At 46.8% G+C, this 24,779-nt stretch carries 27 protein-coding genes; 20 read left to right on the forward strand and 7 right to left on the reverse strand.

Features of this window, described 5'->3' with window-relative positions; all coding sequences use genetic code 11:
- Nucleotides 1-25: 25 nt before the first annotated feature.
- A complete protein-coding gene (locus R5H20_RS04485) occupies nucleotides 26-541 on the forward strand; it encodes a type 1 glutamine amidotransferase domain-containing protein (protein ID WP_006639921.1) in 516 nt (171 codons plus the stop codon).
- A 258-nt stretch (nucleotides 542-799) separates the two neighbouring features.
- On the opposite strand, the gene R5H20_RS04490 is transcribed toward R5H20_RS04485, so the two are convergent.
- Nucleotides 800-1,015, reverse strand: coding sequence for a DUF1128 domain-containing protein (locus R5H20_RS04490; RefSeq protein WP_006639920.1), 216 nt, complete (start codon nucleotides 1,013-1,015; stop codon nucleotides 800-802).
- A 91-nt stretch (nucleotides 1,016-1,106) separates the two neighbouring features.
- Nucleotides 1,107-2,465 carry an alanine/glycine:cation symporter family protein gene (locus tag R5H20_RS04495; RefSeq protein ID WP_006639919.1) on the reverse strand — a complete coding sequence of 453 codons (1,359 nt, stop codon included), beginning with the start codon at nucleotides 2,463-2,465 and terminating at the stop codon, nucleotides 1,107-1,109.
- 183 nt (nucleotides 2,466-2,648) lie between these two features.
- Between R5H20_RS04495 and R5H20_RS04500 the strand changes: the two genes are divergently transcribed.
- From R5H20_RS04500 to R5H20_RS04510, 3 genes are read left to right on the forward strand one after another with little or no spacing between them, the layout of a single operon-like run.
- A complete protein-coding gene (locus R5H20_RS04500; protein ID WP_006639918.1) occupies nucleotides 2,649-3,119 on the forward strand; it encodes a low molecular weight protein-tyrosine-phosphatase in 471 nt (156 codons plus the stop codon).
- A gap of 24 nt (nucleotides 3,120-3,143) precedes the next feature.
- Nucleotides 3,144-3,482 (forward strand): hypothetical protein, encoded by a 339-nt coding sequence (locus R5H20_RS04505; RefSeq protein WP_006639917.1) that lies wholly within the window; start codon nucleotides 3,144-3,146, stop codon nucleotides 3,480-3,482.
- An 8-nt stretch (nucleotides 3,483-3,490) separates the two neighbouring features.
- On the forward strand, nucleotides 3,491-4,315 hold the full coding sequence (locus R5H20_RS04510) for a YihY/virulence factor BrkB family protein (RefSeq protein WP_029419815.1): 825 nt from the start codon (nucleotides 3,491-3,493) through the stop codon (nucleotides 4,313-4,315).
- 188 nt (nucleotides 4,316-4,503) lie between these two features.
- On the opposite strand, the gene R5H20_RS04515 is transcribed toward R5H20_RS04510, so the two are convergent.
- The gene (locus tag R5H20_RS04515) at nucleotides 4,504-5,685 is read right to left on the reverse strand and encodes an MFS transporter (protein WP_006639914.1); all 1,182 of its coding nucleotides are present in this window, start codon (nucleotides 5,683-5,685) and stop codon (nucleotides 4,504-4,506) included.
- 101 nt (nucleotides 5,686-5,786) lie between these two features.
- Between R5H20_RS04515 and R5H20_RS04520 the strand changes: the two genes are divergently transcribed.
- The 3 genes from R5H20_RS04520 to R5H20_RS04530 all read left to right on the forward strand — a co-directional run bounded on the left by R5H20_RS04520 (nucleotide 5,787) and on the right by R5H20_RS04530 (nucleotide 8,203).
- On the forward strand, nucleotides 5,787-6,173 hold the full coding sequence (locus R5H20_RS04520) for an OsmC family protein (protein WP_006639913.1): 387 nt from the start codon (nucleotides 5,787-5,789) through the stop codon (nucleotides 6,171-6,173).
- A 116-nt stretch (nucleotides 6,174-6,289) separates the two neighbouring features.
- The gene (cax, locus tag R5H20_RS04525) at nucleotides 6,290-7,345 is read left to right on the forward strand and encodes a calcium/proton exchanger (RefSeq protein WP_006639912.1); all 1,056 of its coding nucleotides are present in this window, start codon (nucleotides 6,290-6,292) and stop codon (nucleotides 7,343-7,345) included.
- Nucleotides 7,346-7,411: 66 nt separating this feature from the next.
- A complete protein-coding gene (locus tag R5H20_RS04530) occupies nucleotides 7,412-8,203 on the forward strand; it encodes a YfkD famly protein (protein WP_006639911.1) in 792 nt (263 codons plus the stop codon).
- Nucleotides 8,204-8,239: 36 nt separating this feature from the next.
- Here R5H20_RS04530 and yfkAB read toward each other — a convergent pair whose 3' ends face one another.
- The gene (gene yfkAB, locus R5H20_RS04535; RefSeq protein ID WP_006639910.1) at nucleotides 8,240-9,361 is read right to left on the reverse strand and encodes a radical SAM/CxCxxxxC motif protein YfkAB; all 1,122 of its coding nucleotides are present in this window, start codon (nucleotides 9,359-9,361) and stop codon (nucleotides 8,240-8,242) included.
- Nucleotides 9,362-9,506: 145 nt separating this feature from the next.
- Here yfkAB and R5H20_RS04540 point away from each other — a divergent pair, with 145 nt between their 5' ends.
- From R5H20_RS04540 to R5H20_RS04555, 4 genes are all read left to right on the forward strand, one after another.
- Entirely contained in the window at nucleotides 9,507-9,692 is a 186-nt protein-coding gene (locus R5H20_RS04540) for an SE1561 family protein (RefSeq protein WP_006639909.1), read from the forward strand.
- 110 nt (nucleotides 9,693-9,802) lie between these two features.
- On the forward strand, nucleotides 9,803-10,594 hold the full coding sequence (gene pdaA, locus R5H20_RS04545; protein ID WP_006639908.1) for a delta-lactam-biosynthetic de-N-acetylase: 792 nt from the start codon (nucleotides 9,803-9,805) through the stop codon (nucleotides 10,592-10,594).
- A gap of 174 nt (nucleotides 10,595-10,768) precedes the next feature.
- On the forward strand, nucleotides 10,769-11,872 hold the full coding sequence (locus tag R5H20_RS04550; RefSeq protein WP_006639907.1) for a glycerol dehydrogenase: 1,104 nt from the start codon (nucleotides 10,769-10,771) through the stop codon (nucleotides 11,870-11,872).
- A 114-nt stretch (nucleotides 11,873-11,986) separates the two neighbouring features.
- A complete protein-coding gene (locus R5H20_RS04555; protein ID WP_006639906.1) occupies nucleotides 11,987-12,469 on the forward strand; it encodes an HXXEE domain-containing protein in 483 nt (160 codons plus the stop codon).
- A gap of 25 nt (nucleotides 12,470-12,494) precedes the next feature.
- Here the strand turns inward: R5H20_RS04555 and R5H20_RS04560 are convergent, their stop codons facing one another.
- A complete protein-coding gene (locus tag R5H20_RS04560; RefSeq protein WP_006639905.1) occupies nucleotides 12,495-13,106 on the reverse strand; it encodes a hypothetical protein in 612 nt (203 codons plus the stop codon).
- A 56-nt stretch (nucleotides 13,107-13,162) separates the two neighbouring features.
- Nucleotides 13,163-14,122 carry a magnesium/cobalt transporter CorA gene (gene corA / locus R5H20_RS04565; RefSeq protein WP_006639904.1) on the reverse strand — a complete coding sequence of 320 codons (960 nt, stop codon included), beginning with the start codon at nucleotides 14,120-14,122 and terminating at the stop codon, nucleotides 13,163-13,165.
- Nucleotides 14,123-14,258: 136 nt separating this feature from the next.
- Here corA and R5H20_RS04570 point away from each other — a divergent pair, with 136 nt between their 5' ends.
- The 7 genes from R5H20_RS04570 to R5H20_RS04600 all read left to right on the forward strand — a co-directional run bounded on the left by R5H20_RS04570 (nucleotide 14,259) and on the right by R5H20_RS04600 (nucleotide 21,961).
- A complete protein-coding gene (locus R5H20_RS04570) occupies nucleotides 14,259-15,122 on the forward strand; it encodes a DNA-3-methyladenine glycosylase family protein (protein WP_006639903.1) in 864 nt (287 codons plus the stop codon).
- A gap of 17 nt (nucleotides 15,123-15,139) precedes the next feature.
- Complete coding sequence (gene rlmD, locus R5H20_RS04575) at nucleotides 15,140-16,531, forward strand: 23S rRNA (uracil(1939)-C(5))-methyltransferase RlmD (RefSeq protein WP_006639902.1); 1,392 nt, start codon at nucleotides 15,140-15,142, stop codon at nucleotides 16,529-16,531.
- Nucleotides 16,532-16,583: 52 nt separating this feature from the next.
- Nucleotides 16,584-17,045, forward strand: coding sequence for a DUF6884 domain-containing protein (locus R5H20_RS04580; RefSeq protein WP_006639901.1), 462 nt, complete (start codon nucleotides 16,584-16,586; stop codon nucleotides 17,043-17,045).
- A 493-nt stretch (nucleotides 17,046-17,538) separates the two neighbouring features.
- Nucleotides 17,539-17,850 carry a YckD family protein gene (locus R5H20_RS04585; RefSeq protein ID WP_040348702.1) on the forward strand — a complete coding sequence of 104 codons (312 nt, stop codon included), beginning with the start codon at nucleotides 17,539-17,541 and terminating at the stop codon, nucleotides 17,848-17,850.
- Between the two features lie 114 nt (nucleotides 17,851-17,964).
- On the forward strand, nucleotides 17,965-19,170 hold the full coding sequence (locus tag R5H20_RS04590; RefSeq protein WP_006639899.1) for an MFS transporter: 1,206 nt from the start codon (nucleotides 17,965-17,967) through the stop codon (nucleotides 19,168-19,170).
- A gap of 523 nt (nucleotides 19,171-19,693) precedes the next feature.
- Entirely contained in the window at nucleotides 19,694-21,076 is a 1,383-nt protein-coding gene (locus R5H20_RS04595; RefSeq protein ID WP_006639898.1) for a sucrose-specific PTS transporter subunit IIBC, read from the forward strand.
- Between the two features lie 42 nt (nucleotides 21,077-21,118).
- Nucleotides 21,119-21,961: a PRD domain-containing protein gene (locus R5H20_RS04600; RefSeq protein WP_006639897.1), complete on the forward strand. Its 843-nt coding sequence runs from the start codon at nucleotides 21,119-21,121 to the stop codon at nucleotides 21,959-21,961.
- Between the two features lie 37 nt (nucleotides 21,962-21,998).
- Here R5H20_RS04600 and R5H20_RS04605 read toward each other — a convergent pair whose 3' ends face one another.
- Nucleotides 21,999-22,550 (reverse strand): DJ-1 family glyoxalase III, encoded by a 552-nt coding sequence (locus tag R5H20_RS04605; RefSeq protein ID WP_006639896.1) that lies wholly within the window; start codon nucleotides 22,548-22,550, stop codon nucleotides 21,999-22,001.
- A 205-nt stretch (nucleotides 22,551-22,755) separates the two neighbouring features.
- On the opposite strand from R5H20_RS04605, the gene R5H20_RS04610 reads away from it, so the two are divergent.
- Nucleotides 22,756-23,730, forward strand: a complete 975-nt coding sequence (locus tag R5H20_RS04610) for a thiamine pyrophosphate-dependent dehydrogenase E1 component subunit alpha (RefSeq protein WP_006639895.1) — start codon at nucleotides 22,756-22,758, stop codon at nucleotides 23,728-23,730.
- Nucleotides 23,731-23,753: 23 nt separating this feature from the next.
- Nucleotides 23,754-24,776 (forward strand): alpha-ketoacid dehydrogenase subunit beta, encoded by a 1,023-nt coding sequence (locus R5H20_RS04615; RefSeq protein WP_006639894.1) that lies wholly within the window; start codon nucleotides 23,754-23,756, stop codon nucleotides 24,774-24,776.
- The last annotated feature ends 3 nt before the right edge of the window (nucleotides 24,777-24,779 follow it).

Raw genomic sequence — 24,779 nt, forward strand, 5'->3', positions numbered from 1 at the left:
ACAGAAGATGTAGGGAGGGAACGACATGGCCAAAAACATTGCAGTCGTACTGACGGATTATTTTGAGGATTCCGAGTATACCAAGCCTGCCAAAGCGTTTAAAGATGACGGACATCAGTTGACCGTCATCGAAAAGGAAAAAGGCAAAACGCTCAAAGGAAAGCAGGGGCAAGCGAATGTGGAGGTTGACGCATCCATTGATGATGTCAGTCCCGAAGATTTTGACGCCTTATTGATTCCCGGCGGATTTTCACCCGATATCCTTAGAGCGGATCAACGGTTTGTATCTTTTGCAAAAGCTTTTATGGATGAGAAAAAGCCGGTATTCGCAATCTGCCACGGACCGCAGCTCTTAATTACGGCCAGGACATTGGACGGCAGAAGTGCGACAGGCTATACATCGATTCAGGTTGATGTGGAAAACGCGGGAGCCAAATTTCAGGACAAGGAAGTTGTTGTGTGTCAGAACCAGCTTGTCACAAGCCGGACGCCCGACGATATTCCCGCGTTTACCCGTGAAGCATTGCAATTGCTCGGCTAAATGATTGATGAAAAAGACCGGAATCCATTCCGGTCTTTCAGCGTGTCAACAAACCCTCGCATTCGTTGTCAGGCCTGTGCGTCGGTGCTCACGAATTCCAACATTCGCTCCGCTCCGCTGCTCGGCCTACCTAGACTGCAAGGGTTTTCAATCACGCTGAAAGAATGACAAAATTCTAAAACTGAAAACCGTTTTAGGATTTTGTCAACAATCTAAAAGACCGGAATCCATTCCGGTCTTTTTCTCGTCCATACGGTTCTATTTTCGCAGCAAAGCCAACTCCGCGGCGATTGCCTGCATCTCGCTCGGACTGAAAGATTTCTTTTTCATGACCATTTGATGCAGATATTGAAGATCATCAAGCTTTTCGTTGCTGAAGTCCTCTGCTTTGATGATACCGATGTTGAGCATGTTTAACTTTTGTGAGATCTCTTCGATCATTTTGTTCAGCTCGGCTGTTTTTTGATCAGACATCAGGCACTTCCTTTCCCTCGGATTTCGTAGTCTCTATTGTAACAGAAATGCCGGAGAAGAAAAGAACCTTTGTGGCATGCATGCCCCCGCATCAGACGGAAAGGCTGTTTTGCTTCTCTTGTTTTTCCGCTTTGATTTTCGCCAGGATTTGTTTGGATTCATAGATGACGATGCCGGTTAAGCCGAGCAGTCCGATTAAGTTCGGAATCGCCATCAAGCCATTCAGCATATCGGCAAGCGCCCATACGAGATCATCTTTGAAAATCGCCCCGAAAAATACGGCGATGACGAAGATCACCCGGTAGAAAATCGCGTATTTTGCATCTAAGAGGTAGGTAAAGCATTTTTCTCCGTAATAAGACCATCCCAATATCGTTGAATAGGCGAACAAAGCCAAGCCGATAGCGACAATTGATGACCCGGCCGGCCCGAGAAAATGCGCAAAGGTCATCGATGTCAGAGCATCATTTTTTTCTGATGAGTACATGTTTCCCATGACGATCGTGATACCCGTGATCGAGCAGACAACCAGCGTATCAATGAAAACCTGGGTCATAGACACAAGCGCCTGGCGGGCCGGCATATCCGTTTTCGCAGCGGCAGCTGCAATCGGAGCCGAACCGAGGCCTGCTTCGTTTGAAAATACGCCCCTTGCGACCCCCCAGCGAATGACGGTTCCGATCGCGCCCCCTGCCACAGCCTGGCCGGTAAAGGCGTCTGAGAAAATCAAGCCGATGGCGCCGGGGACAAGGTCAAAGTTTCCGATGAGAATGATGAGACCTGAAATGACATAAAATAAGGCCATGATCGGCACGAAGACCGAGGTGACTTTCCCGATGCTTTTAATTCCGCCGAGGATTACCAGCGCCGTGAAGACCGTCGCAATCACACCTGTTACCCAAGTCGGCACGGAAAACGTTGAATTCATGACGCCTGAAACAGAATTGGCCTGAACCATATTGCCTATTCCGAATGCCGCCAGGGCCCCGAATACCGCAAATAATACGCCAAGCCATCTTTGCTTCAGCCCGTGTTCCAAATAATACATCGGACCGCCTGCCATTTCGCCGTTTTTGTCTTTGATGCGGAATCTGACGGCAAGAACGGCTTCGGAATATTTCGTCGCCATACCGAAAAATGCGGCCAGCCACATCCAAAAGACGGCGCCGGGTCCGCCGGCGGCGACGGCCGAAGCGACACCAACGATATTTCCCGTTCCAACGGTAGCGGCCAGCGCAGTCATTAGTGCCTGAAAATGAGAAATATCGCCTTCAGAGGATTTATCCTGATGTTTTGAAAAAGCGAGCTTTAAAGAATAAGGCAAAAGTCTGACCTGCAGAAAAGCCAGTCTGAATGTTAAGTAAATCCCCGTTCCAACGATGAGGATCAAAAGCGGAGGGCCCCATAAAAAACCGTTCATTGTATCTACGACATTTGAAATAAAATTCATAGGTGAAAAATCCCCCTTAATTTTGTGTCTAACTAGAATATTCTGAAAGTTTGTCAGATTTGTCAATAGGGCGGTCAGATTTTCTTCCGAAAGTTGAAAAAAAAAGAAAAATCTTTAGTATAAAATCAAATACGTTTTTTCTTCGGAAAAAGAGGGCAAAGAATAGAGGAGGCCGTGAAAGAAATGATTAAAGTGTTATTCGTATGTCTCGGCAATATCTGCCGATCGCCGATGGCGGAGGCGGTATTTAACGATATGCTCAAAAAAAGCGGACTTGACGACCGGATTGCAGCCGATTCGGCGGGCACCGGAAACTGGCATATCGGCAAACCGCCGCATGAAGGCACACGCGCCTTGCTGGCGGAAAAAAACATCAGCTGTGAAGGGCTGTTCGCCAGACAGGTCACAAAAAACGATTTGGAGGAGTTTGATTACATCGTTGCGATGGATGCGGAAAATGCCGGGAATGTGCGAAGTCTGGCCGGATTCAGCCAAAAGCCCGTGATCAGGAGGCTTCTTGATTATGTTGATGACTGCCAAACGGAAGACGTTCCTGATCCTTATTACACCGGAAATTTTGAAGAAGTGTACGAGCTTGTGGAAGAGGGCTGCCGCCAATTGCTAAACGACATCAGAAGAGAGAACCATTTATAAAAAACAAAAGGGAGAGATCTTGTGATGAAAGGTGAACGTGTTGTCCTTAGAAACATCCTTCTCGGCGCCTCGGTCGGGGCTGCTCTGTCATTGCTGCACAAGCCGACCAGGGAAGCGTGCGGTGCAAAATTGTCGGCCTGCAAAAACAAAATCAAGCTTTACCGAAGCAATCCAGGTCTATTGACCGGCTGCGTCAAAGAAAAAATGGAAGAAGCCAAAAAGCTCTCCGCATCTTTGTCAGATGACTTGAATTTTTTAAATCAGCAAATCAAAGAATTGAAAGAAACCACCCCAAAGGTGATTGAATTGATCGAGGAAACGAGGGAGCATTTCTCCAAAAAAACTGACAATCGTTTGGAGTGAATCTAGTGGTGAGCTTTTTAAAAGAGCTGGTATGGCGTTTTCTCCTGCATGAAGGGCCGAGCAAATCGGCCGAATTGGCTTATTTTTTTCTTTTGTCTCTGTTTCCCTTCATGATTTTTTTGCTTACCCTTATCGGCTATCTGCCTGTCAAAACAGGGGATGTCATCGGGCTGATCGAGCAGTACGCTCCCGAAGACACAATGTCGGTGATCGAAGAGACGCTGAAAACCGGAAACAGGGGACTCCTCTCCTTTGGTATCATCGCGGCGCTCTGGTCTGCTTCAAACGGAGTCAACGCGATCGTCAGGGCGTTTAACCATGCATATGAAGTAAAGGAAAACCGCTCTTTTATTATGATTCGTCTGACATCGCTTCTCCTTACGGCAGCGATGGTGTTCACCATTTTAGTCGCCCTGCTTCTTCCGGTATTCGGCAGAGCCATCGGCCATTTTATCGCCAATCTGGACGGCACTCCCGACATGTTTCTCACGGCTTGGTCCGCTTTGCGGTGGGGAATCAGTCCGGTCGTTTTGCTGATCGTATTTACGGCTTTGTATTTTTTCGCGCCGAACAAGCGGCTGTCCTTTCGATTCGTGCTTCCCGGCGCGATTGCGGCAACCGCCGGCTGGATTATTGTCAGCGTCCTGTTCTCCTACTATGTCAGTGAGTTTGCGAACTACAGCGCGACCTACGGAAGCCTCGGCGGCATCATCGTCTTGATGATCTGGTTTTATTTGAGCGGAATGATGATTATTTTAGGGGGCGAAATCAACGCTCTCTTACATAAACGTAAAATCATTCCTGATGAAAATCCGTCAAAACGAGCAACCTAAGAAGGAACGTTTAAAAGTTCAAAAGCGGAGGGATCATCATGACGAAGCATACGAAAAAAGGCGGAAGCCATAATAAGCAAAATTCAAAGCAAAGCTCAAAGAATAAAACGAGCGGAAGCGCCAACGGACAAAACGGATACCATTAAGGGCATAAAAAGGCCGTCTGCATGTATAGCAGACGGCCTTTCTTAAAGCGATTCCGCCTCTGATTGACCGGCGGAGGCTTTCATGTTTTTCGATTTTCCCAACAGCACGCCCAACCAAATCAAAGCCATCACCAGGGTAATCAAATAAAACAGATTCCCGTTTTCAAATGTCTGCATATACCAGCCGCCGGCGATGGGGCCGAAAATGCTTCCAAAGCTGAAGGTAATGCCGCACATCAAGTTTCCGGCCGGAAGCAGAGGCTTTGGAAGCAGATCGGCCATAAAGCTGATTCCGAGGGAAAAAGTGGAACCGACGGCCATGCCCGCCGCAAAAAAACAGGCGGCCACAAGCGGAACAGAATCGGAAAGGCCCGCCGCAAAAAAGCAGCCTGCACCGATAGCCAAAATCACGAGCAGGACGTTTCTTCTGCCGAATTTATCGCTCAAGATCCCGAGCGGATATTGAAAGACAATGCTGCCGATGGCGAAGGCGGGCAAAATGATCGATACCCCTTCAACAGAAATTCCCGATCTGAGCGCATACACCGGGAAGTTCCCATTCAGCGCTGTTTCCAAAAACCCGTAGCCGAATGTCGGCAAAAAGGCGATCCACCCCAGCAAAAAAGCCTGGAAAAATCGCTTGAGACTATTGTCGCCTCTGGTGTCAGAGGTGCTTTTTTCAGGAAAATCATTTTTCAGGAAAAAAATAAACAGCCACGCCATCAAGCTGAACACGCCCGAGACGATAAACGGCAGAGACGGCGAAATTTCTACCAGCGGGGTTAAAAACGGACCTGCCGCAAACCCCAGCCCGAAAGAAAGCCCGTATAAGGAAATATTGCGGCCGCGGTTTTTTTCAGATGAAAGGGTGGTAACCCATGTCTGTGTTGAAAAGTGGAGCATATGGTCACCGATTCCGATCAACAGACGCAAAAAGAACCATACAATATAAGACTGTATCAATGTGAAGCTGAACAAGCTTACGCCCACCATGATTCCGCCGATCACGATCAGCGGTTTAAAGCCAAGCCTTCTAAGCGGGGCTTCCATAAACGGGGAAGCGAGCAAAACGCCGATATAAAGGCCTGTGGCATGAAGCCCGTTCAATGCCGCGGAATGCCCCTCCTGTTCGAAAATAACAGAGATGACCGGCAGCAGCATCCCTTGGGAAAAGCCTGATATACTGACAATCAAAACAAGTATGAAAAAGTGAAATCGTGTCATCGCCCATTCTCCTTATCACATCCTACTTTGATCGTACAACTTTAGGAAGTTTTTAGGCAAGTCGGTTTTTTTGTCGCTACAATGTGAAAGAGGTGAAAACCATGGAAATCAAATCAAACCAATCCGGTTTTTTCGCAGACTTTGACTACGGCCGTCTCGATATTTCAACCGGCGAAAACACGGGATTCAGGCCTTGCCAGCTCATGATCGCTTCGATAGCGGCCTGCAGCGGCGCGGTCTTTCGCCGCATTTTGGAGAAAAAGCGGCTGCATCTGGAGGATTTGACCATCAAGGCCAAAGAAGAACGTCTACCGGAAGAAGCGAACCGCATCAAAAGCATTCATTTCCATTTTATTTTAAAAGGGAAAGGCCTAAGACCTGAAACCATCGAAAAGGCGCTTCAAGCGGCAATGAAAAACTGTGCAATGGCAAAATCCGTCGAAAACAGTATCGACATGAAGAAAACATTTGACATCATTCACTCATAAACAGAAAGGTTTAAAAGCATGCGCCAATGCGGAATAGAACAGTATGCCCGTATATAAAGTGAAAGGTTCGTGTAAAAATAATCTACAACAACATGCAAAGAAAAGAGGAATCAAAAATGGGCCGTATTTTCTTTTTGGTAATGGCTGCGGGCGTTCCGCTTTCAATTATCGGAACCCTTTTGCATTGGCCGTCAACGCTTCTGTTCATCATTTACTGTCTAACCATTATCGCGCTTGCCAGCTATATGGGAAGAGCGACGGAGAGCCTGGCGATTATTGCCGGCCCGAGGATCGGCGGGCTATTAAACGCCACATTCGGCAATGCCGTTGAGCTGATCATTTCCATATTCGCATTAAGAGAAGGGCTGGTCGGGATCGTGCTCGCTTCCCTCACCGGCTCTGTTCTCGGCAACCTCCTGCTTGTAGCCGGTCTGTCGTTTTTCATCGGCGGCCTCAAATATAAGCGGCAGGAATTTAATGTTTACGATGCAAGGCATAATTCAGGTCTGTTAATGTTTGCGGTCATCGTCGCTTTTGTGATTCCGGAAGTGTTCACAATCGAAATGGCAGAGCCGGAAAAATTGTCGATGAGCATAGGGATCAGCATCATCATGATTCTGCTATACATGGCCGCGCTTTATTTTAAGCTTGTAAGCCATAGAGGCGTATACCAAACCAACAAAAACACGGCGGAAAACGAGAACGAAGAACCGGAATGGTCAGGAAAGCGCGCCACTCTGATTTTGTTTTTGGCAACGGTTGCCGTCGCCTATATTTCCGAAAACCTCGTTCATACATTTGATTCTGTAGCCAAGCAGTTCGGCTGGTCCGAGCTTTTTATCGGCGTCATCATTGTCGCGATCGTCGGGAATGCTGCAGAACATGCATCAGCGGTTATCATGGCTTATAAAGACAAGATGGATGTCGCGGTGGAAATCGCAATCGGGTCGACCTTGCAGATCGCGATGTTCGTCGCGCCGGTGCTTGTAATCTGTTCCTTGTTTTTTGAAACGGGCATGCCGCTTGTCTTTACATTGCCTGAGCTAGTTGCGATGGGCTCTGCCGTACTTTTGATGATCGTCATTTCCAATGACGGTGACACCAACTGGTTTGAAGGGGCGACATTATTGGCGGCGTATATCATCATGGGAATCGGTTTTTTTCTTCTTTAAAAAAATGTGGATAAAGGCGTCTGTTACGGAAAACACTAAAGAAAAAGGAACAGAAAGAGTGATAGTATGAAAAAGCTTTTGTGTTTTACGCTGATTGCGTTTTTATCCTTTAGTTTTTTCGCTGTACAGGAAGCTGATGCAGCTAAACCGATCAAGATTCCAAGCTCTGTCACCAATATTTCCAAAGAAAACACATATCCAAACGCTTCACAGGATCAGCCGAGATTGCAGCCGAGCGAGTTGGCTGAAGAACTTCTCAAAACATCCGATACGGCAATCGAAAATCCGCACCTTATCAAAATGCTGAACGAAACAAGCATTTCCGGAACGCCGACTGCCATTGGATACAGAGCAACGATTTACTTGGGAAGATGGGCGCTGGGATACACATCAAATGAAACTGTTGCAAACTGGGAATACCGCAAAATCAATACAAACCGCTTTGACAACAGAGGCGGAAAAGCGCCTGCCGAAATCACATATTCACAGGAGCGGACAAGTAAAATCAAAGGCGGTCTAACGGCTAAAGTGCCGAAGTCCGACGATGTGAAAAATATGATGATGCTCAAGGCCATGGAAAAAACAAAGCTGCCGCTTGCATTTGAAACTGTTGTCGGAGCCGGCACAAAACGCGATCAAGTCTACAAAGTCTCACCGAAAAAGCTTGGTTATCTCAATGCTTACGCCCCGGCTGTCAATGAAAAAGGAAAAGTCACCTACGGGGAAGTGTACCTTGTTCTGAGAGGCAACAAGAGAAAGCTTGTCGTCAAAAATATCACTTCTCAGGGAATCGGAGCTTGGATTCCTGTACAGGATCACCTGACGTTCAGCTTTCAGCTGAGCCATCAGCCGAAATAAAAATAAGCAAGCCTTTACGGCTTGCTTATTTTTTCTTTATATTCTCGCCTTCCGGGAAGAAAAATCAACATTTTGGTAGTAGCTGTTTTTCACGAGTACATTCGGACCGAGGCATCTGACATTTGGGCAGTGGCAGTTCAGCTCCTGCGCGAGCTCGGTTTGTCTCCACCTGCTGTAGGCGTCTGCCAGGCTGTCAGTTTGAATGTTGCCGAGCGGCGGGGTATCGCCGAAATCCGTCACAATGATATTGCCGTCAAAAATATTGACATTCAGGCGCGAGCGTCCGTCAGGGTCATTTCTGACGGTGACATTTTTGGCTTCCCACAGCCGTTGCAAGAGAGCGCGGTCCTCGGGATCTGGGCTGCATGCATAAAACGGCAGGGTGCCAAACAGCATCCACGTATCCTCATCGCGAATATCGAGAAGCCGGTGAATCGCTTCCCTCATCTGCTTTAAGCTCAGTGATTCAAGGGCGCTCGCAAAATCGCTCGGATACATCGGGTGCACTTCATGGCGCTGACATTTCATTTCTTCGACAATCTGACGGTGAATATGCTCAATATGAGGGAGCGTCCGTTTATTCAGCATCGTCTCGGCGGACACCATGACTCCTTCCTCAACAAGCGTCCGGCTGTTTTCGATCATTTTCTCGAAATAACGGGCGCGCTGTGCAAATGTTGGTTTTTTATCCATCATTGCAAAGCCGATTTCGGCAAAATCCTCGACTGTTCCCCAGTTGTGGGAGATGTGGAGCACATCCAGATAGGGGATGATCATCTCATAGCGGCCGATATCAAGCGTCAGGTTTGAATTGATCTGCGTCCTGACGCTGCGCTCATGCGCATATTTTAACAAAGGAACGACATATTCCTTTACCGATTTTAACGAAAGCATCGGCTCTCCGCCGGTAATGCTTAAAGAGCGGAGCCGGGGAATTTCATCAAGCCGTTTTAAAAGGAGGCTGAGCGGCAGTGCGTTCGGATCCTTCGGCTGAAGCGTATATCCGACGGCGCAATGCTCACAGCGCATATTGCAAAGAGTCGTCGTCGTAAATTCAACGTTCGTCAGCTGTATATCGCCATACTGGTCAACGTCCATATACGCTTCCCAAGGATCAAACTCAGGTGTAATCGGACGGACCTTCATTTTTTGTGTCATGATATATCTAACTCCTTTATCGATAGGACATACTAATCATAGCCCAACTATTCATTTTAGACCTCATCCGGATGCTTCGCAAGTGACGGATCATTGAAAAAAAACGGGTGATGGGCTACCATTAAGGAACAAAAGGAGGAGAAGCATGGGTAACGCAGTAACTGATAAAGAACAGCAAGTCATTTATTTAAAAAACAGATTGGATATGTTTATGTCCGTGATCGACTCTTTAGACCCGGAATCGACGGACATTGAAGATATTGACAGGCTGATCGGCATGCTTGACGATCTGGAAGCCAAATACGAACGATTTAAAAAAGACTGGAAGTAGAACCGCAGCGCTTGTAAGCCGCGGTTTTTTGCTGTTTTCCAAGTGTTGCTTGGTATGAAAGGCTAAGCTCTTTTGCACAATAAGGAAAAATGAAGCTGGGAGCGAAGATCATGAAACGAATCTGTGCCATATGCTGCGGATTTCTTCTGATGCTGGCTTTTGCGGACAATGCTATGGCGATATCCAACAAGTCACTTCATTGGGGATTCGCGAAAAGCAAAAACCATCAGCCCGTTGACGCGGGAAAAGAGCTCAATGAGCTTTTAAAGCAGTATGACGCCATCTATTTGGGCAACACAAAAGAAAAGACGATCTATCTAACCTTTGATAACGGCTATGAAAATGGTTATACCCCGAAGGTGCTCGATGTCTTGAAAAAACAAAACGTTAAGGCGGCCTTTTTTGTGACGGGCCATTTTGTCAAAGACAAACCGGAGCTGATCAAACGGATGGCTGATGAAGGGCATATCATCGGCAACCATTCGTTTCACCATCCGGATCTGACGACGAAAACGAGACGTGTCATTAAAGAGGAATTGGAATCTGTCGATGAGGAAGTTTTTAAAATCACGGGCAAAAAGAACAACCTGTATTTGCGCCCGCCGCGCGGCGTTTTCAGCGAGCGGGTGTTAGCCGAAACGAAAAAGCTCGGCTATCAAACCGTTTTTTGGTCAGTGGCCTTTGTCGACTGGAAAATCGATGCCCAAAAAGGCTGGAAATATGCTTATGACAACATGTTAAGACAAGCGCATCCAGGCGCCATCTATCTGCTTCATACTGTGTCAAAAGACAATGCAGATGCGCTTGAGAAAGCAATTACCGATTTGAAAAAGGAAGGCTACACATTCAAAAGCCTTGACGATCTCATGTTTGAAAAATATATGATGATAAAGCCCCTTTAAGCAGAAAAACCTCCGGCATATTCCGGAGGTTTTTATTTTGTCTTAAAAATGATGCTGCAGGCACTTTTATTTTCTCTAGTCAATTCTATAGAATAAAAAACCAATTTATATACATATATTACTAGATTTACAGAAGAAATAGGTTTATTATTTAATTGAAGGAGGAATGGCACCATGTCAAATTCAGTAAAATCAGTTACATCACCAAAAAAATTTATAATAGGGAAACGATTGCTTGAGCATTTGAATGATTACATTCACGATTATGGCGACAAGGCTTACATCATTTGCGACGAGTTCATTATGGAACGGGCTCAAAAAGAAGCCGGGGATTCAATTCAAAAAGCGGGCAATCAAGCCGTTTTTGAAAAATTTAATTATGAATGTACGCAAGAAGAAATCGACCGAAACAGGGAGCTTGCACGCGAAGCAGGCGCGAACATCATCGTTGGAATTGGAGGCGGAAAAACGCTAGATACGGCAAAGGCGACAGCATATTATGAAAAGCTGCCGGTTGTCATTTTCCCGACCATCGCTTCAACAGATGCTCCTTGTACGGCGCTTGCCGTCATCTATAAACATAGCGGAGCATTTGACCGCTATTTATTTTTGCCTACAAACCCTGATGTCGTTCTGGCAGATTCAGATATTTTATCCTCAGCGCCGCCGCGCTTTTTCGCAGCCGGAATCGGAGACGCGCTGGCGACATACTTTGAAGCGAGAGCATGCTATCGGTCAAATGGGGACAACCTTGTGCTGATGAAGCCGTCAACAACAGGCCTGGGACTTGCCCGCCTTTGCTATGACACGCTTTTGGAAAACGGTGTAAAAGCGATGGAGGCCGTCAAACACGGAATTTCAACGCGCGCTGTTGAAGACACCATTGAAGCGACGATCTATTTGAGCGGCGTTGGCGCTGAATCAGGCGGACTTGCCGCAGCTCATGCGATCCACAACGGCATGACGGCCGTACCTGCTCTTCACAGAGCGCAGCACGGCGAAAAAGTAACGTTTGGCCTTTTGGCGCAGCTTGTTCTTGAAAACGTGCCGACAGAAGAACTGGAAACCGTCATCAACTTCATTAAAGGCGTCGGCCTTCCATTAACATTGAAAGATCTTGGCGTCGAGGAATTTGTCGAAGAAGAATGGCGTCAAGTCGCAGAAGCAGCCTGTGCGGAAGGAGACACAATGGGCAACATGCCATTCCCTGTCACACCTGACGACGTTTACAACGCCATCATTGCCGCCAATGCGATTGCCGAATCTTATCACGATTAAGATGGAAAAGCTGTTTCCTGAAAAAAGGGAGCAGCTTTTCTCCATAACTGCAGAACAGGAAATATATCACGGGCATGCTGGACGTTTAAGAAATCTATCGAGGGGAGCATACTGATGGAAGTGCTCGTTATCTTATTTTTATTTTCTATCACATTACACAATCTGGAAGAAGTGTTATGGCTGCCGGCATGGTTAAAACAAGCCGGAAAATTTCAGAAGCCGGCTGGGAAAAATGAATTTTATTTTGCGGTGGTCTGCATCACCTCTTTGGCTTATCTTACGGCTTTCTTCTACTTATTTTTTCCTGATGCCATCCTGGCTAAATATATTTTAATAGGCTTCCTCGGTGCAATGGTTCTGAACGCGATCTTTCCCCATCTGCTTGCCAGCATCATATTAAAAACATATGCACCAGGGGTTTTAACTGGCGTTTTATTAAATATTCCGATCAATAGTTTCATTCTGTATCGTTTTTTTCAGGAACGATCGATTACCATAAAAGAGCTGCTTTTATCAACGCTTATTGTGAGTGCCATATTGTTAAGTTTGATCCCCTTATTGTTTAAAATAGGAAAAACGGCTGCTAAAAGGTTTTAAATCTAAAGCACTTCGAAAAAGATGCTTAATTTAAAACCTCAATTTGAAACTCAGGTTCATCAAAGGACCCTGACATTGAAACATCATCATGTCCCTGAGCCTTGAATGTGATCTCATATGTTTGTTGTGAATGGGGAGGTGCTTTCAGCGTCTCCGCTTTATATTCAAATTCATCGATCATTCCAGGTGAAAGCGAGACAAGCTCTGTGTTTGTTCCGTAATTGTTCACCTTGACCGTGCAGTCCATATTTCCTTCTTCTTCATCTCCATCATAGCTGCATGAACTTTCTCTTGCGATGTACTCTATCGCCTCAGCTCCTGATGCATTCCATTTCAATAAAAACATCGACTGCTCTGTGACAAGCGGAAAAAGCGCCGCAAATCCCATCATAAACAGAAAGAGCTTAAAACGGATCCAAGCTATCTTTCTGTAATAGAGCCAAGCCATCACAAATCCGGCCATAATGAAAAGAAGCCCGATCAGCGCGATGACATGGAGTCCGGAAGAAGTCCTTGCGTCTCCTCCGAAAGCTTGAACAACCGCTTCTCCTGCCGGGATTTGCATGTGTGTATTGACAGAGAGCAATAAGCCGAAAACCATCAGGCCGATTCCGGCCGATCCGTTGTGAAACTTCATGTTTTCCCTCCTTATCTATAGAAATAGTCGAGGGAGAACATAAAAGGTTTCCTGTTTTACTTAAAAATGTCAAACCATCCTTTGTGGCGAAACCAGATGACCATACCGGCGACAACGGCGGCCATGACTCCGAGAACGTAAAAATACCCGTAGCGCCAATGAAGTTCAGGCATGTTATCAAAGTTCATGCCGTATACCCCGGCAATAAATGTCAGCGGAATGAAAATCGTTGATACAATCGTCAGCGTCATCATGATGGCGTTCATCCGATTGGAGTTCAGCGTCTGGTAGCTGTCCCTTAAATCAGCGGTCATGTCGCGGTTGTTTTCGACAATTTCGGTCAGTTTGAGAAGATGGTCATAAATGTCGCTGTAATAGGCTTTTCGTTCGCGGTTTTCTTTTAAATGTTCAATATTTAAGATCCGGTACAGCAAATCACGCATCGGAATGATCGTCCTTCTCAGTTTCAGAAGATCGCCCCTGATATCAAATACTTCATTCATCAATGTTCCATACGTTTTTCTGTTGTCGCTTTCGGCGATTTCATTCAGCCGGTCTTCTATTTGATACAGGATTGGAAAGTATTCGTCGACAAGCTGATCCATGACCATATAAGCGATATGGTTCGGTCCTTTTTTCCACAGATCCTTGTTTTCTAAAAACTGTTTTCTTACCTTTGCAATGCCCGGTGACTGATGCAGGTGAAATGTCACAATGAAATCTTTTCCGACGAATAAATCGACTTCTTCAGAGGCAAGAGTTTTTTGATTTAAAGCATGGATCACGAAAAAAAGGTATTGTTCATATTGGTCAAGCTTGGGACGCTGCAAATGATGGAAGCAGTCCTCAATCGACAGCGGGTGAAAGTGAAAATGGCTTTTTAGTAATAAAGCTTCTTCCTCCGGGGGCTGATTAAAATCGGTCCAATACCACTCAATATCTTGATCTTTGAGCCTTTCAGAAGAAATGTCTGATAATAATCGTCCATCTTTTGTAATCGCGATATGTTTCAACATTGGCAACCCTCCACCTTCATCATAGCATGCTGCCGGGCCGCTGGAATCATTCAGTGTAAAAATAAAATTCGCTCATTTTATAAGTGAAAAGCAAACATGGTATACTGTGGACAAAGACGAAAAGGGATGGGGAGCCATGTGGAAGGAAATCGTAAGCATATCACCGCCGTATCATTTTGATCGCGTTTTGGAGAGGCTTTCGCTTGATCCGCTCAATGCAGTCAGCCTTGAAAAACGGGAAGTCAGGCTGCCGCTTCGCAATCAAGCGAAAAAGCCGGGCATTGTTACGGTGCGGGCAATCGGAACGGCGGACGCTCCGGAATTTCTGGTCAGCGGTACAGATGATCAATCAGCAATGATGGATGAAGTGAAACGGATTTTTCAGTGGAAAGAAAGCCTTCAGCCTGTTTTGGATCATTTCTCAAAAACGAATCTGTCGCAGCTTTTTGAAGAGCATGCGGGTACGCCGCTGGTGCTTGATTTTCATTTGTATCATTGCCTGATGAAATGCATCATCCACCAGCAGCTGAACCTGTCGTTCGCCTACACGCTGACAGAGCGCTTCGTACATGCATTTGGCGAGCAAAAAGACGGCGTCTGGTTTTATCCGCTTCCGGAAACGATTGCCGGGCTCGATTACGCCGATCTGCGCGCGCTTCAGTTCAGCATGAGAAAGTCCGAATATGTGATCGATACGTCAAGAATGATCGCAGAAGGCGGACTAAAGCTTGATGAGCTTGGATCGCTCACTGATGAAGACATCATGGAAAAGCTGGTGAAAATCAGAGGCATCGGCCCTTGGACCGTACAAAACGTCCTGCTCTTCGGGCTCGGCCGCCCCAACCTTTTTCCAATGGCCGATATCGGCATCCAAAATGCCATCAAACGCCATTTTGGCTTAAAAGATAAACCGACAAAAGAAGAAATGCTTGAAATGAGCAGGGAATGGCAGCCTTATTTAAGCTATGCTTCCTTGTATTTATGGCGGAGCATTGAATAGAAATGGAGAGAACATGATTGAAACGAGAAAGCAAAGGATCATCAGCAGAATTAAAAGTCGGGCAGCAATTTCCGCTGACGATCAAACGCCTCGGCATCAACGGCGAAGGCGTGGGCTATTTTAAGAAAAAGGTCGTATTCGTCCCCGGCGCCCTGCCTGGCGAGGAAGTCGTCGTCGAGGCGACAAAGGTTCATCCGAAATTTTCCGAAGGCCGGGTCAAAAAAGTGCGCAAACGCTCGGAACACCGCGTCAAACCGCCCTGCATCATCTATGAACAGTGCGGGGGCTGCCAGCTTCAGCACTTGGCGTATGACCAGCAGTTGAAGGAAAAGCGGGATATCGTCATCCAGTCGCTTGAACGCCACACCCGCTTTGACATCGGCAAAATGGAGATCAGACCGACAATCGGGATGGACAATCCGTGGCATTATCGGAATAAGAGTTCATTTCAGCTCGGGCGGACGAAAAACGGAAAAATGGTTGCCGGCTTGTTCGGTCTTGACTCGCACCGCCTCGTTCCGATTACCGAGTGCATCGTCCAGCACCCGGCCACCAATAAAACGACGCAGACCGTCAAGCAGATTCTCGAAGACTTCGGCATCTCGGTCTATGATGAACGGAAAAGGACCGGCGACGTCCGGACGATCGTCACAAGAGTCGGCTTTGAAACGGGAGAAGTGCAGGTTGTGCTTGTCACGGCAAAAAACGAACTCCCCCGCAAAGAGCTGATCACAGAAGAAATCAAAAAGCGCCTCCCAGAGGTGACATCCGTCGTCCAAAATGTCAATAAAGCGAAAACATCCGTCATCTTCGGCGAGGATACAAGGCTGCTGGCTGGCAACATGGTCATCCAGGAATTTCTCGGAGACGTTTCATTTGAGCTGAGCGCCCGCGCTTTTTTTCAGCTTAATCCGGTTCAGACCGTCAAGCTTTATGATGAAGTCAAAAAAGCCGCCAAACTGACGGGCACTGAAAAAGTCGTCGACGCCTACTGCGGAGTCGGCACGATCGGGATGTGGATCGCTGACGGCGCAGGAGAAATCCGCGGGATGGACGTGATTAAAGAATCGATCGAAGATGCCAACAAAAATGCCAAAAAACACGGCATCGAAAACGCCCAATATGTCACAGGCACTGCCGAACACTGGCTGCCAAAATGGACGAAAGAAGGCTTTCGGCCGGACGTCGTCATCGTCGACCCGCCGAGAACAGGCTGCGACCGGACGTTCCTTGACACGATCAGAAAAGTCAAGCCGAAGCGGTTCGTATACGTATCATGCAATCCATCGACGCTTGCGAAGGATTTGCAGTACATGGCAAAGGATTATAAAGTCGAATATATTCAGCCTGTTGATATGTTTCCGCAGACAGCGCATGTCGAATCGGTCGTATCGCTTAAACTGAAATAAAAAAACGCCTTTTTGAAGGCGTTTTTTAGCTTATTCCAAGGAGGAACCAATGATGAAAAGACTCTGCCTCATCCCCTGCGGCAAGAAAAAAATCTGGGATATCCAACCGGAAAGAGGCCCGTCTGCCGCACGAGACGTCTATCTCAGCCCGTTCCATCAAGCCTGCCGCAATTATGCGCAGACCTTTTTTGCGGATTGGGTGATCCTCTCCGCCAAACACGGTTTTCTCATGCCGGATGATATCGTACCGGAGAACTATGATGTCACCTTTGGGATGCACCATCCGGAGATGATGGCGTTTGACGAGCTGAAAGCCCAAGCCGAACAAAAAAGTCTTATGCAATATGACGAAATCGTCATGCTCGGCGGAAAAAAGTACCGTCCCGTTCTGAGAAGCGTGTTTGGCGATGGCCGGCGGATCATCTATCCATTGGAAGGGTACAGGGGAATCGGCTATATGCTTCAGGCGCTGAAGCAGGCTGCCGCTGCCGGAAGGGAACTTGAGACAAAATGAATGATTCATTTTGTCTCTTTTTTTGGGAAAATTTCTGTAGCGCGGCACTGACGGTGTAAAGCCTGAGCAAGAAGCATGATGAAATTTAAGGAAGTTTATAAGAATATTCAGCTTCCCGTCTATGTTTTTATGTCAAAACTGTTGAAAGATATGACCATGAATACGAGCATCAACGCCAATATGTTCGAAGACATCAAAGGATACAGGTTATGTAAAATACAGCACCTCTTTTGAAAAAAACACCGAGACCAATCTGAAAGATGTTGAAGAAGAGAATCAATAAATATCGGTTATTGATTCGGGAGTTTGCAAAAGCGGATGTGTTTATTACCTGTAGAGGGATAAAGACCAGCCGATAACGCTCGACCACAAAGTCATCAATGAAAACCGCTATTTTCATCATAGCGGTTTTTGTTTTTAGCGAAAGGCGCGCATAATCTGCATCAAATAGAAAAAAATAGAATGAATACATATGAAGGAAGGGTGTTGCGTTATGCGTAAATTAGGAGTCTGCCTGCTCATGATCATGCCGCTGTTTTTCGCTGTTTCACTTTCTGCGGCGCATGGAGAGACACGCGTTTATGACAATCTGACTGAGGAGCAAAAACAGGAACTGGCATCAATGCAAAAGGATATTATGGAAAAGAAAAAACAGCTCATTAACAAGTATGTGGAGTACGGGATTATCGATCAAGAGAGAGGGAAAGAAATCAAATCCCATATCGAAAGGCGCTATGAAAACAATAAAAAGAACGGGTTCATGCCGAAATGGGATCATCATAAAGAAAAGTTTCATCAACATTAACAACGGCTCCATTATATGTGGCAGCCGCAAATTCCTCGTGACAAATGTGTAAAGACAGGTGTAAACTTATACTCATGTAAAACTGCTAAGACAAAAGAGGTGTTGTGAGTGAGTATGAAGAAGAACCGTCCGGTTTCAGAGCGGAAGCTGCTCGGCATCGCCGGGCTCGGCTGGCTTTTTGATGCGATGGACGTCGGAATATTGTCGTTTATTATCACCGCTTTACACGTGGAATGGAAATTGACGCCGCAGGAGATGAGCTGGATTGGCAGCATCAACTCGATCGGCATGGCTGTCGGGGCTTTTTTATTTGGCCTTATGGCTGATCGCGTCGGGCGGAAATATGTTTTTATCATCACCCTGCTATTTTTCTCGGTCGGCAGCGGTTTATCCGCTTTGACAACGACATTAACAGCCTTTTTGATTTTGCGCTTTTTTGTCGGGATGGGATTGGGCGGAGAGCTGCCGGTCGCATCCACGCTTGTATCGGAAACCGTTCCGCCGGAGCGGAGGGGAAGAGTCGTTGTTTTGCTTGAAAGCTTCTGGGCATTTGGCTGGTTAGCCGCAGCACTTATTTCGTATTTTATCATTCCAAATTACGGCTGGCAGATCGCCTTGCTCATTACTGCGCTTCCGGCGTTTTACGCACTGTATTTGCGCCTGGCCCTGCCGGACTCGCCAAAATATGAAACGCTTGATCAAAAACGGAAACCGTCTATGTTCGATAATATAAAAAACGTCTGGTCCGGCCGATTCGCCCGTCCAACGGCGATGCTGTGGATCGTCTGGTTTTGCGTTGTTTTTTCCTATTACGGCATGTTTTTATGGCTTCCAAGCGTAATGGTCATGAAAGGGTTCAGCATGATTAAAAGCTTTGAATACGTCCTGATCATGACGCTTGCCCAGCTGCCCGGCTATTTCACGGCCGCCTGGCTGATCGAAAAAGCCGGGAGGAAAATGGTGCTGATTGTCTATCTGCTTGGCACCGCCGTCAGCGCCTACTTTTTCGGAACGGCTGAGTCGCTTGCTCTCCTGCTTGCGGCAGGCATGTTTTTATCATTTTTCAATCTTGGCGCATGGGGAGCGCTTTACGCCTATACACCGGAGCAGTACCCGACGGAGATCAGGGGCACCGGTGCGGGAATGGCGGCGGCGTTCGGCCGTATCGGCGGAATTTTTGGGCCGCTTCTTGTCGGCTCTCTCGTCAGTCAGGGAACATCGCTGTCAATCATTTTCCTCATTTTTTGCCTGGCGGTTTTAGCAGCTGTTGCAGCCGTTTTCTTTTTAGGAGCGGAAACAAAGCAAAAAGAACTTAGCTAATGGGAATGATCCGGACACTTGTTCAATTTCCAATTCCCCTGGCTTTATCCAGCAGGGAAATTGGAAAAACGTCTTTAACGGACGGCGGCAGTGTATGTAAGGTTGTGAAAACGGCCGTAAGAAGTTAGCGCCATCATGATGAAAGAGAAGGAAAAGCAGGCCTACTCTTTTTTGTTTGAAAAGTCTTAAAACATATGGGTGAATTGTACTATTGATGTCATTGGCTGAACAGAATAGAATCGTATTAAGAAACGAATAGCGGCAGGATTGTTACTGGTAAAGCAGGCAAGACCTAAAATGTGCTAAAGGACCCCCATGCCCTTAGTGTGCTTTTTTGCGCCTATCGGCCGGCTTCTTTCGCATATTTTTAGGTCTTTTTTTGTTTCGGAAAGGGTATTACGGTCTATTGACCTTGTTAACCAATGTGCTTCAAAGAGGCTTTGAAACGAAATGACACATTTTTCATTTTGATTGGAAGCGGCTCATTTGATAGGATAGAAAAATTGAAGGAGGGTATGCCGCTGTGCAGCATGAAGAAATAGCAAGAAAACTTTTGTCTCACATTGGAGGCAGCGAAAATGTCATGAACATCAGCCATTGTACGACAAGACTGCGCTTCAATGTCAGGGATGAAGCGAAAATAGATATTGCTGCCATTGAAAAGATGGAGTCTGTACAGGGGACTTTTTTCAGATATGGTTTATTTCAAATCATTTTCGGGGCGGGCGTCGTTCACAAAATTTATAAAGAAATGCTTCATTTATGCGCTTCCGCCCCTTTGGAAGAAGGAATGCAGCCCGAATCTCAATCTGCGATGAATTATTTTACGAGATTTGCAAAAACATTGTCTGATATTTTTGTTCCGATCATTCCGGCAATGGCCGCAAGCGGGCTGCTCATGGGGCTTATCGGGGTGCTCAAGGAATTCAGCGGGGGCGCCATCAACGGACCTGTCATGAAAATGCTCGATATGTTTTCAAGCTCAGCGTTTATTATTTTGCCTGTGCTGCTCGGATTCAGCGCGGCTAAACAATTTGGGGCAAACCCGTTTTTAGGGGCTGTCATCGGCGGGATTCTCACTCATCCGGATTTGCTCGATCCGTCATTGCTTGGCAGCAAAACGCCGTCAACAATAGATGTTTTCGGGTTTCAGGTGCCATTAATCGGGTATCAGGGGACGGTCATTCCGATTCTGTTGTCCGTCTATATCATGAGCAAAATTGAGAAGGTGCTGAAAAAAGTCGTTCCCAGTTCTTTGGATTTGCTCGTCATTCCATTTATTACTGTGATGATTACCGGTTTTGCCGCAATTTTTATGATGGGTCCTGTTTCTCTGTTCATCGGCCATTTGATGAGCGAAAGCCTCGGCTTTGTTTACCAATATGCGGGTGCAGCAGCCGGATTTTTATTTGGCGGGCTTTACTCATTGATCGTGTTGTCGGGCCTGCATCACAGCTTTTATGTGATTGAAGCGTCTCTCTTGGCAGATCCGGAATACGGCGTCAATTTTTTGCTGCCGATTTGGTCGATGGCCAACGTTGCCCAGGGCGGCGCGGGGTTGGCCGTATTTTTAAAAACGAAAAATGCAAATGTAAAAAAGATTGCAATTCCCGCTTCGCTCACCGCCTTTCTGGGGATCGTCGAACCCGTCATGTTCGGCGTCAACCTGAAACGACTAAATCCCTTTATCGGAGCATCGATCGGCGGCGCGCTTGGCGGTGCATATGTGACCTTCATGAATGTCGCAGCCAATTCGTACGGGCTGAGCGGCATTCCAATGATTTCGATCATACTGCCGCTTGGGACCGCCAATTTGATTCATTACCTGATCGGTTTTGCAATTGCGGTGGTTTCTGCGTTTATTGCAACGCTGTGTCTTGGCTTGAAAGAGGAAAAAGAAGAGTAATTCCGTTTTCATTCATCAAAACAGGATGAAAGGAAGGCAGCTATGAAAATCAAGAAAATTCTAAATAATAACGCGCTGGTCGTGAAAGACCATGATGAAGAAAAAATTGTTTTAGGTTCCGGCATCGCATTTCAGAAAAAGAAAAATGATATTGTTGACAGGTCAAAGATCGAAAAAATATTTGTCATGAAGGATTCAACAGAGTACCGTCAATTTGAGAAAATTTTAAAAACGCTTCCGGAAGATCATATTCAGCTTGCCGAGGAGATCATCTCTCATGCGGAAAAAGAGCTGGGAATTAAAATCAACGAGCGGATCCATGTGGCTTTTTCAGACCATCTGTCTTTTGCAATCGAACGTCTCAGCAAAGGAATGGTCATTAAAAATCCGCTGCTTGATGAAGTCAAAGTCCTTTATACAAAAGAGTTTCAAATCGGCCGCTGGGCAAAAGCGCTGATCAAAGAGAGGCTCCATATCGACATTCCCGAGGATGAAGTTGCAAATATCGCTTTACATATTCATACCGCCAAAACAAACGCCGGGGATATGACAAAAACGCTCGATCTCACGACGATGATCAGGGACATCATCGCCATCATTGAGAACAGGCTGAACATTACGATCAAAGACGAAACGATTTCATATGAGAGGCTTGTGACTCATCTCCGCTTTGCGATTCAGCATATAGAAGCGGGGGAAACCTTTTATGAATTGGATGCGGATATGATAGAGCTGATTAAAAAGAAATTCAGGCAAGCCTTTTTGTGCGCGCGGGAAATCGGAGAATTCGTCAAGAAAGAGTATGGGTTTGAATTCCCGGAAAAAGAATTATGCTACATTTCCATGCATATCCAAAGATTTTATCAGCGTTCAGCGCTTGTTTAGCAAATAGAAAAGACACCGGCGGAAAAGCCGGTGTTTTTTAATAGACAAGCATTCCTTTGGCGACTTCATCGGCTTTTTCCTTGCCGTTTAATAATTCGGCCAGCTGTAAGGCAAACGGAATCGTCGTCGCAGGGCCGCGGGACGTAATGATACGACCGTCTGTCACGACATTTTCATCTGTGATGATATCCGCTCCAGTCAGTTCTTTCTCAACGCCTGGATAGCAGGTCGCTTTCTTGCCGTTGACAAGCCCTGCTTTCCCGAGCGTCATCGTGGCGGCGCAAATTGCGGCAATGTATGTGCCGGCCGCCGCGGCTTCTTTTAATGTCTCATGCAAGCCGGCATGCTCAAGCATTTTTTTGCTTCCCACGTTCCCTCCGGGCAGAATCAGCATGTCCGCTTCTTGAAAATCAGTGTCTTCATACATTTGGTCAGCTTCAATGACGATGCCGTGTCCGCCTTTAACCCTGAGGGCCGGATCAAGGGAGATGGTAACGGTATCCACCTCAGCCCTCCGTAAGATATCAATCGTTGCAATGGCTTCGATTTCTTCAAATCCGTCAATTAAAAAAACGAACGCTTTTTTCATAACATCGACCTCCTCATCCCCCATTCTAACGGTGAAAAAGATTTTCTGGCAAATCATTCGTAGACAAAACGAGACACGCGTCTCATTTTGTCTCTATTTTTGACGCGCTGTCCAGATTGATCAGCCGCCAGATCAGCTGTTTAACGTTGGCACGATTTTTGCTTAATAAAAAGCGAGATGAAAAAAGATGAGGAGGTTTTGTGAAATGGAAGCAGTATTGACGAAGGAAAAAGCAGTATGGATGTACAAAAAGATGCTTGAAATCCGCCAATTTGAAGACAAGGTGCATGAACTGTTCGCCCAGGGGATTTTGCCGGGATTCGTCCACCTTTATGCGGGGGAGGAAGCGGTTGCGGTCGGGGTCTGCGCCCATTTGAACGATAAAGACAGCATTACCAGCACACATCGCGGTCATGGACATTGCATCGCCAAAGGGTGTGACCTCAAAGGAATGATGGCCGAGATCTACGGCAAAGCCACAGGTCTTTGTAAAGGCAAGGGAGGCTCGATGCACATCGCCGATTTTGATAAAGGAATGCTCGGAGCAAACGGGATTGTCGGCGGCGGTTTTCCATTGGCCTGCGGGTCGGCTCTTACAGCGAAATATAAAAAGACAAAAAATGTAAGCGTTTGCTTTTTTGGCGACGGCGCAAATAACCAGGGGACTTTTCACGAAGGAATCAATCTCGCGGCCATCTGGAAGCTGCCTGTCATATTCATTGCCGAAAATAACGGTTATGGAGAAGCGACGCCGTTTTCCTATGCATCGAGCTGCAAATCGATCGCAGACCGTGCGGCAGGCTACGGGATACCGGGAATACAAGTGGATGGAAAAGACGTGATGGCCGTCTATCAGGCCGCGGAAGAAGCTGTGAAACGGGCGAAAAACGGCGAAGGGCCGACTTTAATCGAGTGCATGACATACCGGAATTACGGCCATTTTGAGGGCGATGCCCAGCGCTACAAAACAAATGAAGAAAAAATCGAGCATCAAGAGGAAAAAGACGCGATCTCCGCTTTCAGGGCCGAATTGCTGACAAAGCAAATGCTGACCGAGGCGGAGCTGGTCCAGATTGAGGCAGCTGTCACTGAAGAGATCAACGAAGCGGTTGAATTCAGCGAAAAAAGCCCTTATCCGGATCAAGCGGAATTACTGACAGACGTGTATGTGTCCTATTAATTCATCAAAAGGGGGAAGAAGAAATGGCAAGAGAATTAAGCATGTCCAGTGCGCTGAACGAAGCGATCAAACTGGCGATGAGAAAAGACGATGATGTCATTTTAATGGGCGAAGACGTTGCAGGGGGTGCGAATGTCGATCATCTCCAGGATGATGAAGCATGGGGCGGTGTGCTTGGCGTGACAAAGGGGCTTGTTCAGGAATTCGGCCGCGAACGGGTGCTTGATACCCCGATCAGTGAAGCTGGATATGTCGGCGCCGCCATGGCTGCCGCTTCAACGGGCCTTAGGCCGATCGCCGAATTGATGTTTAATGACTTTATCGGAAGCTGCTTGGATCAAGTGCTGAACCAGGGGGCGAAATTCCGCTATATGTTCGGGGGAAAAGCGGAAGTTCCGATCACGATCAGAACGACGCATGGGGCGGGCTTCAGAGCGGCTGCCCAGCATTCGCAAAGTTTGTATGCCCTTTTTACAAGCATTCCGGGCCTGAAAGTGATTGTGCCTTCGTCTCCTTATGATGCCAAGGGCTTGCTGCTGGCGGCGATTGAGGATCAAGATCCCGTTATCTTTTTTGAAGACAAAACATTGTACAACATGAAAGGAGATGTCCCGGAAGGTTATTACACACTGCCGATCGGCAAAGCGGATGTGAAGCGGGAAGGCTCTGACGTGACGATTTTCGCCGTCGGGAAACAAGTCAACACGGCTCTAAAAGCGGCAGAGCAGCTTGCGGCCAGGGGAATCGAAGCGGAGGTCCTTGATCCGAGAAGCTTGTCGCCGCTTGATGAGGAGACGATTTTGGCTTCAGTAGAAAAAACAAACCGCCTCATCATCATTGATGAAGCAAATCCACGATGCGGCATTGCAGCCGATATCGCCGCTTTAGTTGCCGATAAAGGCTTTGATTTACTTGATGCACCAATCAAAAAGGTGACGGCGCCGCATACGCCCGTTCCATTTTCGCCTCCGCTTGAAGATATCTACCTGCCGACACCGGAAAAGGTGGTCAGCACCGTTTTAGAGCTTGTAGGACAGCATGTTTAACGA

Source organism: Bacillus sp. KICET-3 (genome assembly GCF_033261025.1).
In the GTDB taxonomy this organism is placed as follows: Bacteria; Bacillota; Bacilli; order Bacillales; family Bacillaceae; genus Bacillus; species Bacillus sonorensis.

What these genes read in the sequence shown, in the direction of transcription:
- yfkAB (WP_006639910.1), bottom strand. Translation starts at nt 9,361, where the DNA reads ATGACACAAAAAATGAAGGTCCGTCCGATTACACCTGAGTTTGATCCT.
- R5H20_RS04570 (WP_006639903.1), top strand. Translation starts at nt 14,259, where the DNA reads ATGTGGAAGGAAATCGTAAGCATATCACCGCCGTATCATTTTGATCGC.
- R5H20_RS04500 (WP_006639918.1), top strand. Translation starts at nt 2,649, where the DNA reads ATGATTAAAGTGTTATTCGTATGTCTCGGCAATATCTGCCGATCGCCG.
- R5H20_RS04590 (WP_006639899.1), top strand. Translation starts at nt 17,965, where the DNA reads ATGAAGAAGAACCGTCCGGTTTCAGAGCGGAAGCTGCTCGGCATCGCC.
- R5H20_RS04605 (WP_006639896.1), bottom strand. Translation starts at nt 22,550, where the DNA reads ATGAAAAAAGCGTTCGTTTTTTTAATTGACGGATTTGAAGAAATCGAA.
- R5H20_RS04580 (WP_006639901.1), top strand. Translation starts at nt 16,584, where the DNA reads ATGAAAAGACTCTGCCTCATCCCCTGCGGCAAGAAAAAAATCTGGGAT.
- R5H20_RS04485 (WP_006639921.1), top strand. Translation starts at nt 26, where the DNA reads ATGGCCAAAAACATTGCAGTCGTACTGACGGATTATTTTGAGGATTCC.
- R5H20_RS04585 (WP_040348702.1), top strand. Translation starts at nt 17,539, where the DNA reads ATGCGTAAATTAGGAGTCTGCCTGCTCATGATCATGCCGCTGTTTTTC.
- R5H20_RS04610 (WP_006639895.1), top strand. Translation starts at nt 22,756, where the DNA reads ATGGAAGCAGTATTGACGAAGGAAAAAGCAGTATGGATGTACAAAAAG.
- R5H20_RS04540 (WP_006639909.1), top strand. Translation starts at nt 9,507, where the DNA reads ATGGGTAACGCAGTAACTGATAAAGAACAGCAAGTCATTTATTTAAAA.
- corA (WP_006639904.1), bottom strand. Translation starts at nt 14,122, where the DNA reads ATGTTGAAACATATCGCGATTACAAAAGATGGACGATTATTATCAGAC.
- R5H20_RS04490 (WP_006639920.1), bottom strand. Translation starts at nt 1,015, where the DNA reads ATGTCTGATCAAAAAACAGCCGAGCTGAACAAAATGATCGAAGAGATC.
- R5H20_RS04530 (WP_006639911.1), top strand. Translation starts at nt 7,412, where the DNA reads ATGAAAAAGCTTTTGTGTTTTACGCTGATTGCGTTTTTATCCTTTAGT.
- R5H20_RS04560 (WP_006639905.1), bottom strand. Translation starts at nt 13,106, where the DNA reads ATGAAGTTTCACAACGGATCGGCCGGAATCGGCCTGATGGTTTTCGGC.
- R5H20_RS04550 (WP_006639907.1), top strand. Translation starts at nt 10,769, where the DNA reads ATGTCAAATTCAGTAAAATCAGTTACATCACCAAAAAAATTTATAATA.
- R5H20_RS04600 (WP_006639897.1), top strand. Translation starts at nt 21,119, where the DNA reads ATGAAAATCAAGAAAATTCTAAATAATAACGCGCTGGTCGTGAAAGAC.
- R5H20_RS04615 (WP_006639894.1), top strand. Translation starts at nt 23,754, where the DNA reads ATGGCAAGAGAATTAAGCATGTCCAGTGCGCTGAACGAAGCGATCAAA.
- R5H20_RS04555 (WP_006639906.1), top strand. Translation starts at nt 11,987, where the DNA reads ATGGAAGTGCTCGTTATCTTATTTTTATTTTCTATCACATTACACAAT.
- pdaA (WP_006639908.1), top strand. Translation starts at nt 9,803, where the DNA reads ATGAAACGAATCTGTGCCATATGCTGCGGATTTCTTCTGATGCTGGCT.
- R5H20_RS04520 (WP_006639913.1), top strand. Translation starts at nt 5,787, where the DNA reads ATGGAAATCAAATCAAACCAATCCGGTTTTTTCGCAGACTTTGACTAC.
- cax (WP_006639912.1), top strand. Translation starts at nt 6,290, where the DNA reads ATGGGCCGTATTTTCTTTTTGGTAATGGCTGCGGGCGTTCCGCTTTCA.
- R5H20_RS04515 (WP_006639914.1), bottom strand. Translation starts at nt 5,685, where the DNA reads ATGACACGATTTCACTTTTTCATACTTGTTTTGATTGTCAGTATATCA.
- R5H20_RS04505 (WP_006639917.1), top strand. Translation starts at nt 3,144, where the DNA reads ATGAAAGGTGAACGTGTTGTCCTTAGAAACATCCTTCTCGGCGCCTCG.
- R5H20_RS04495 (WP_006639919.1), bottom strand. Translation starts at nt 2,465, where the DNA reads ATGAATTTTATTTCAAATGTCGTAGATACAATGAACGGTTTTTTATGG.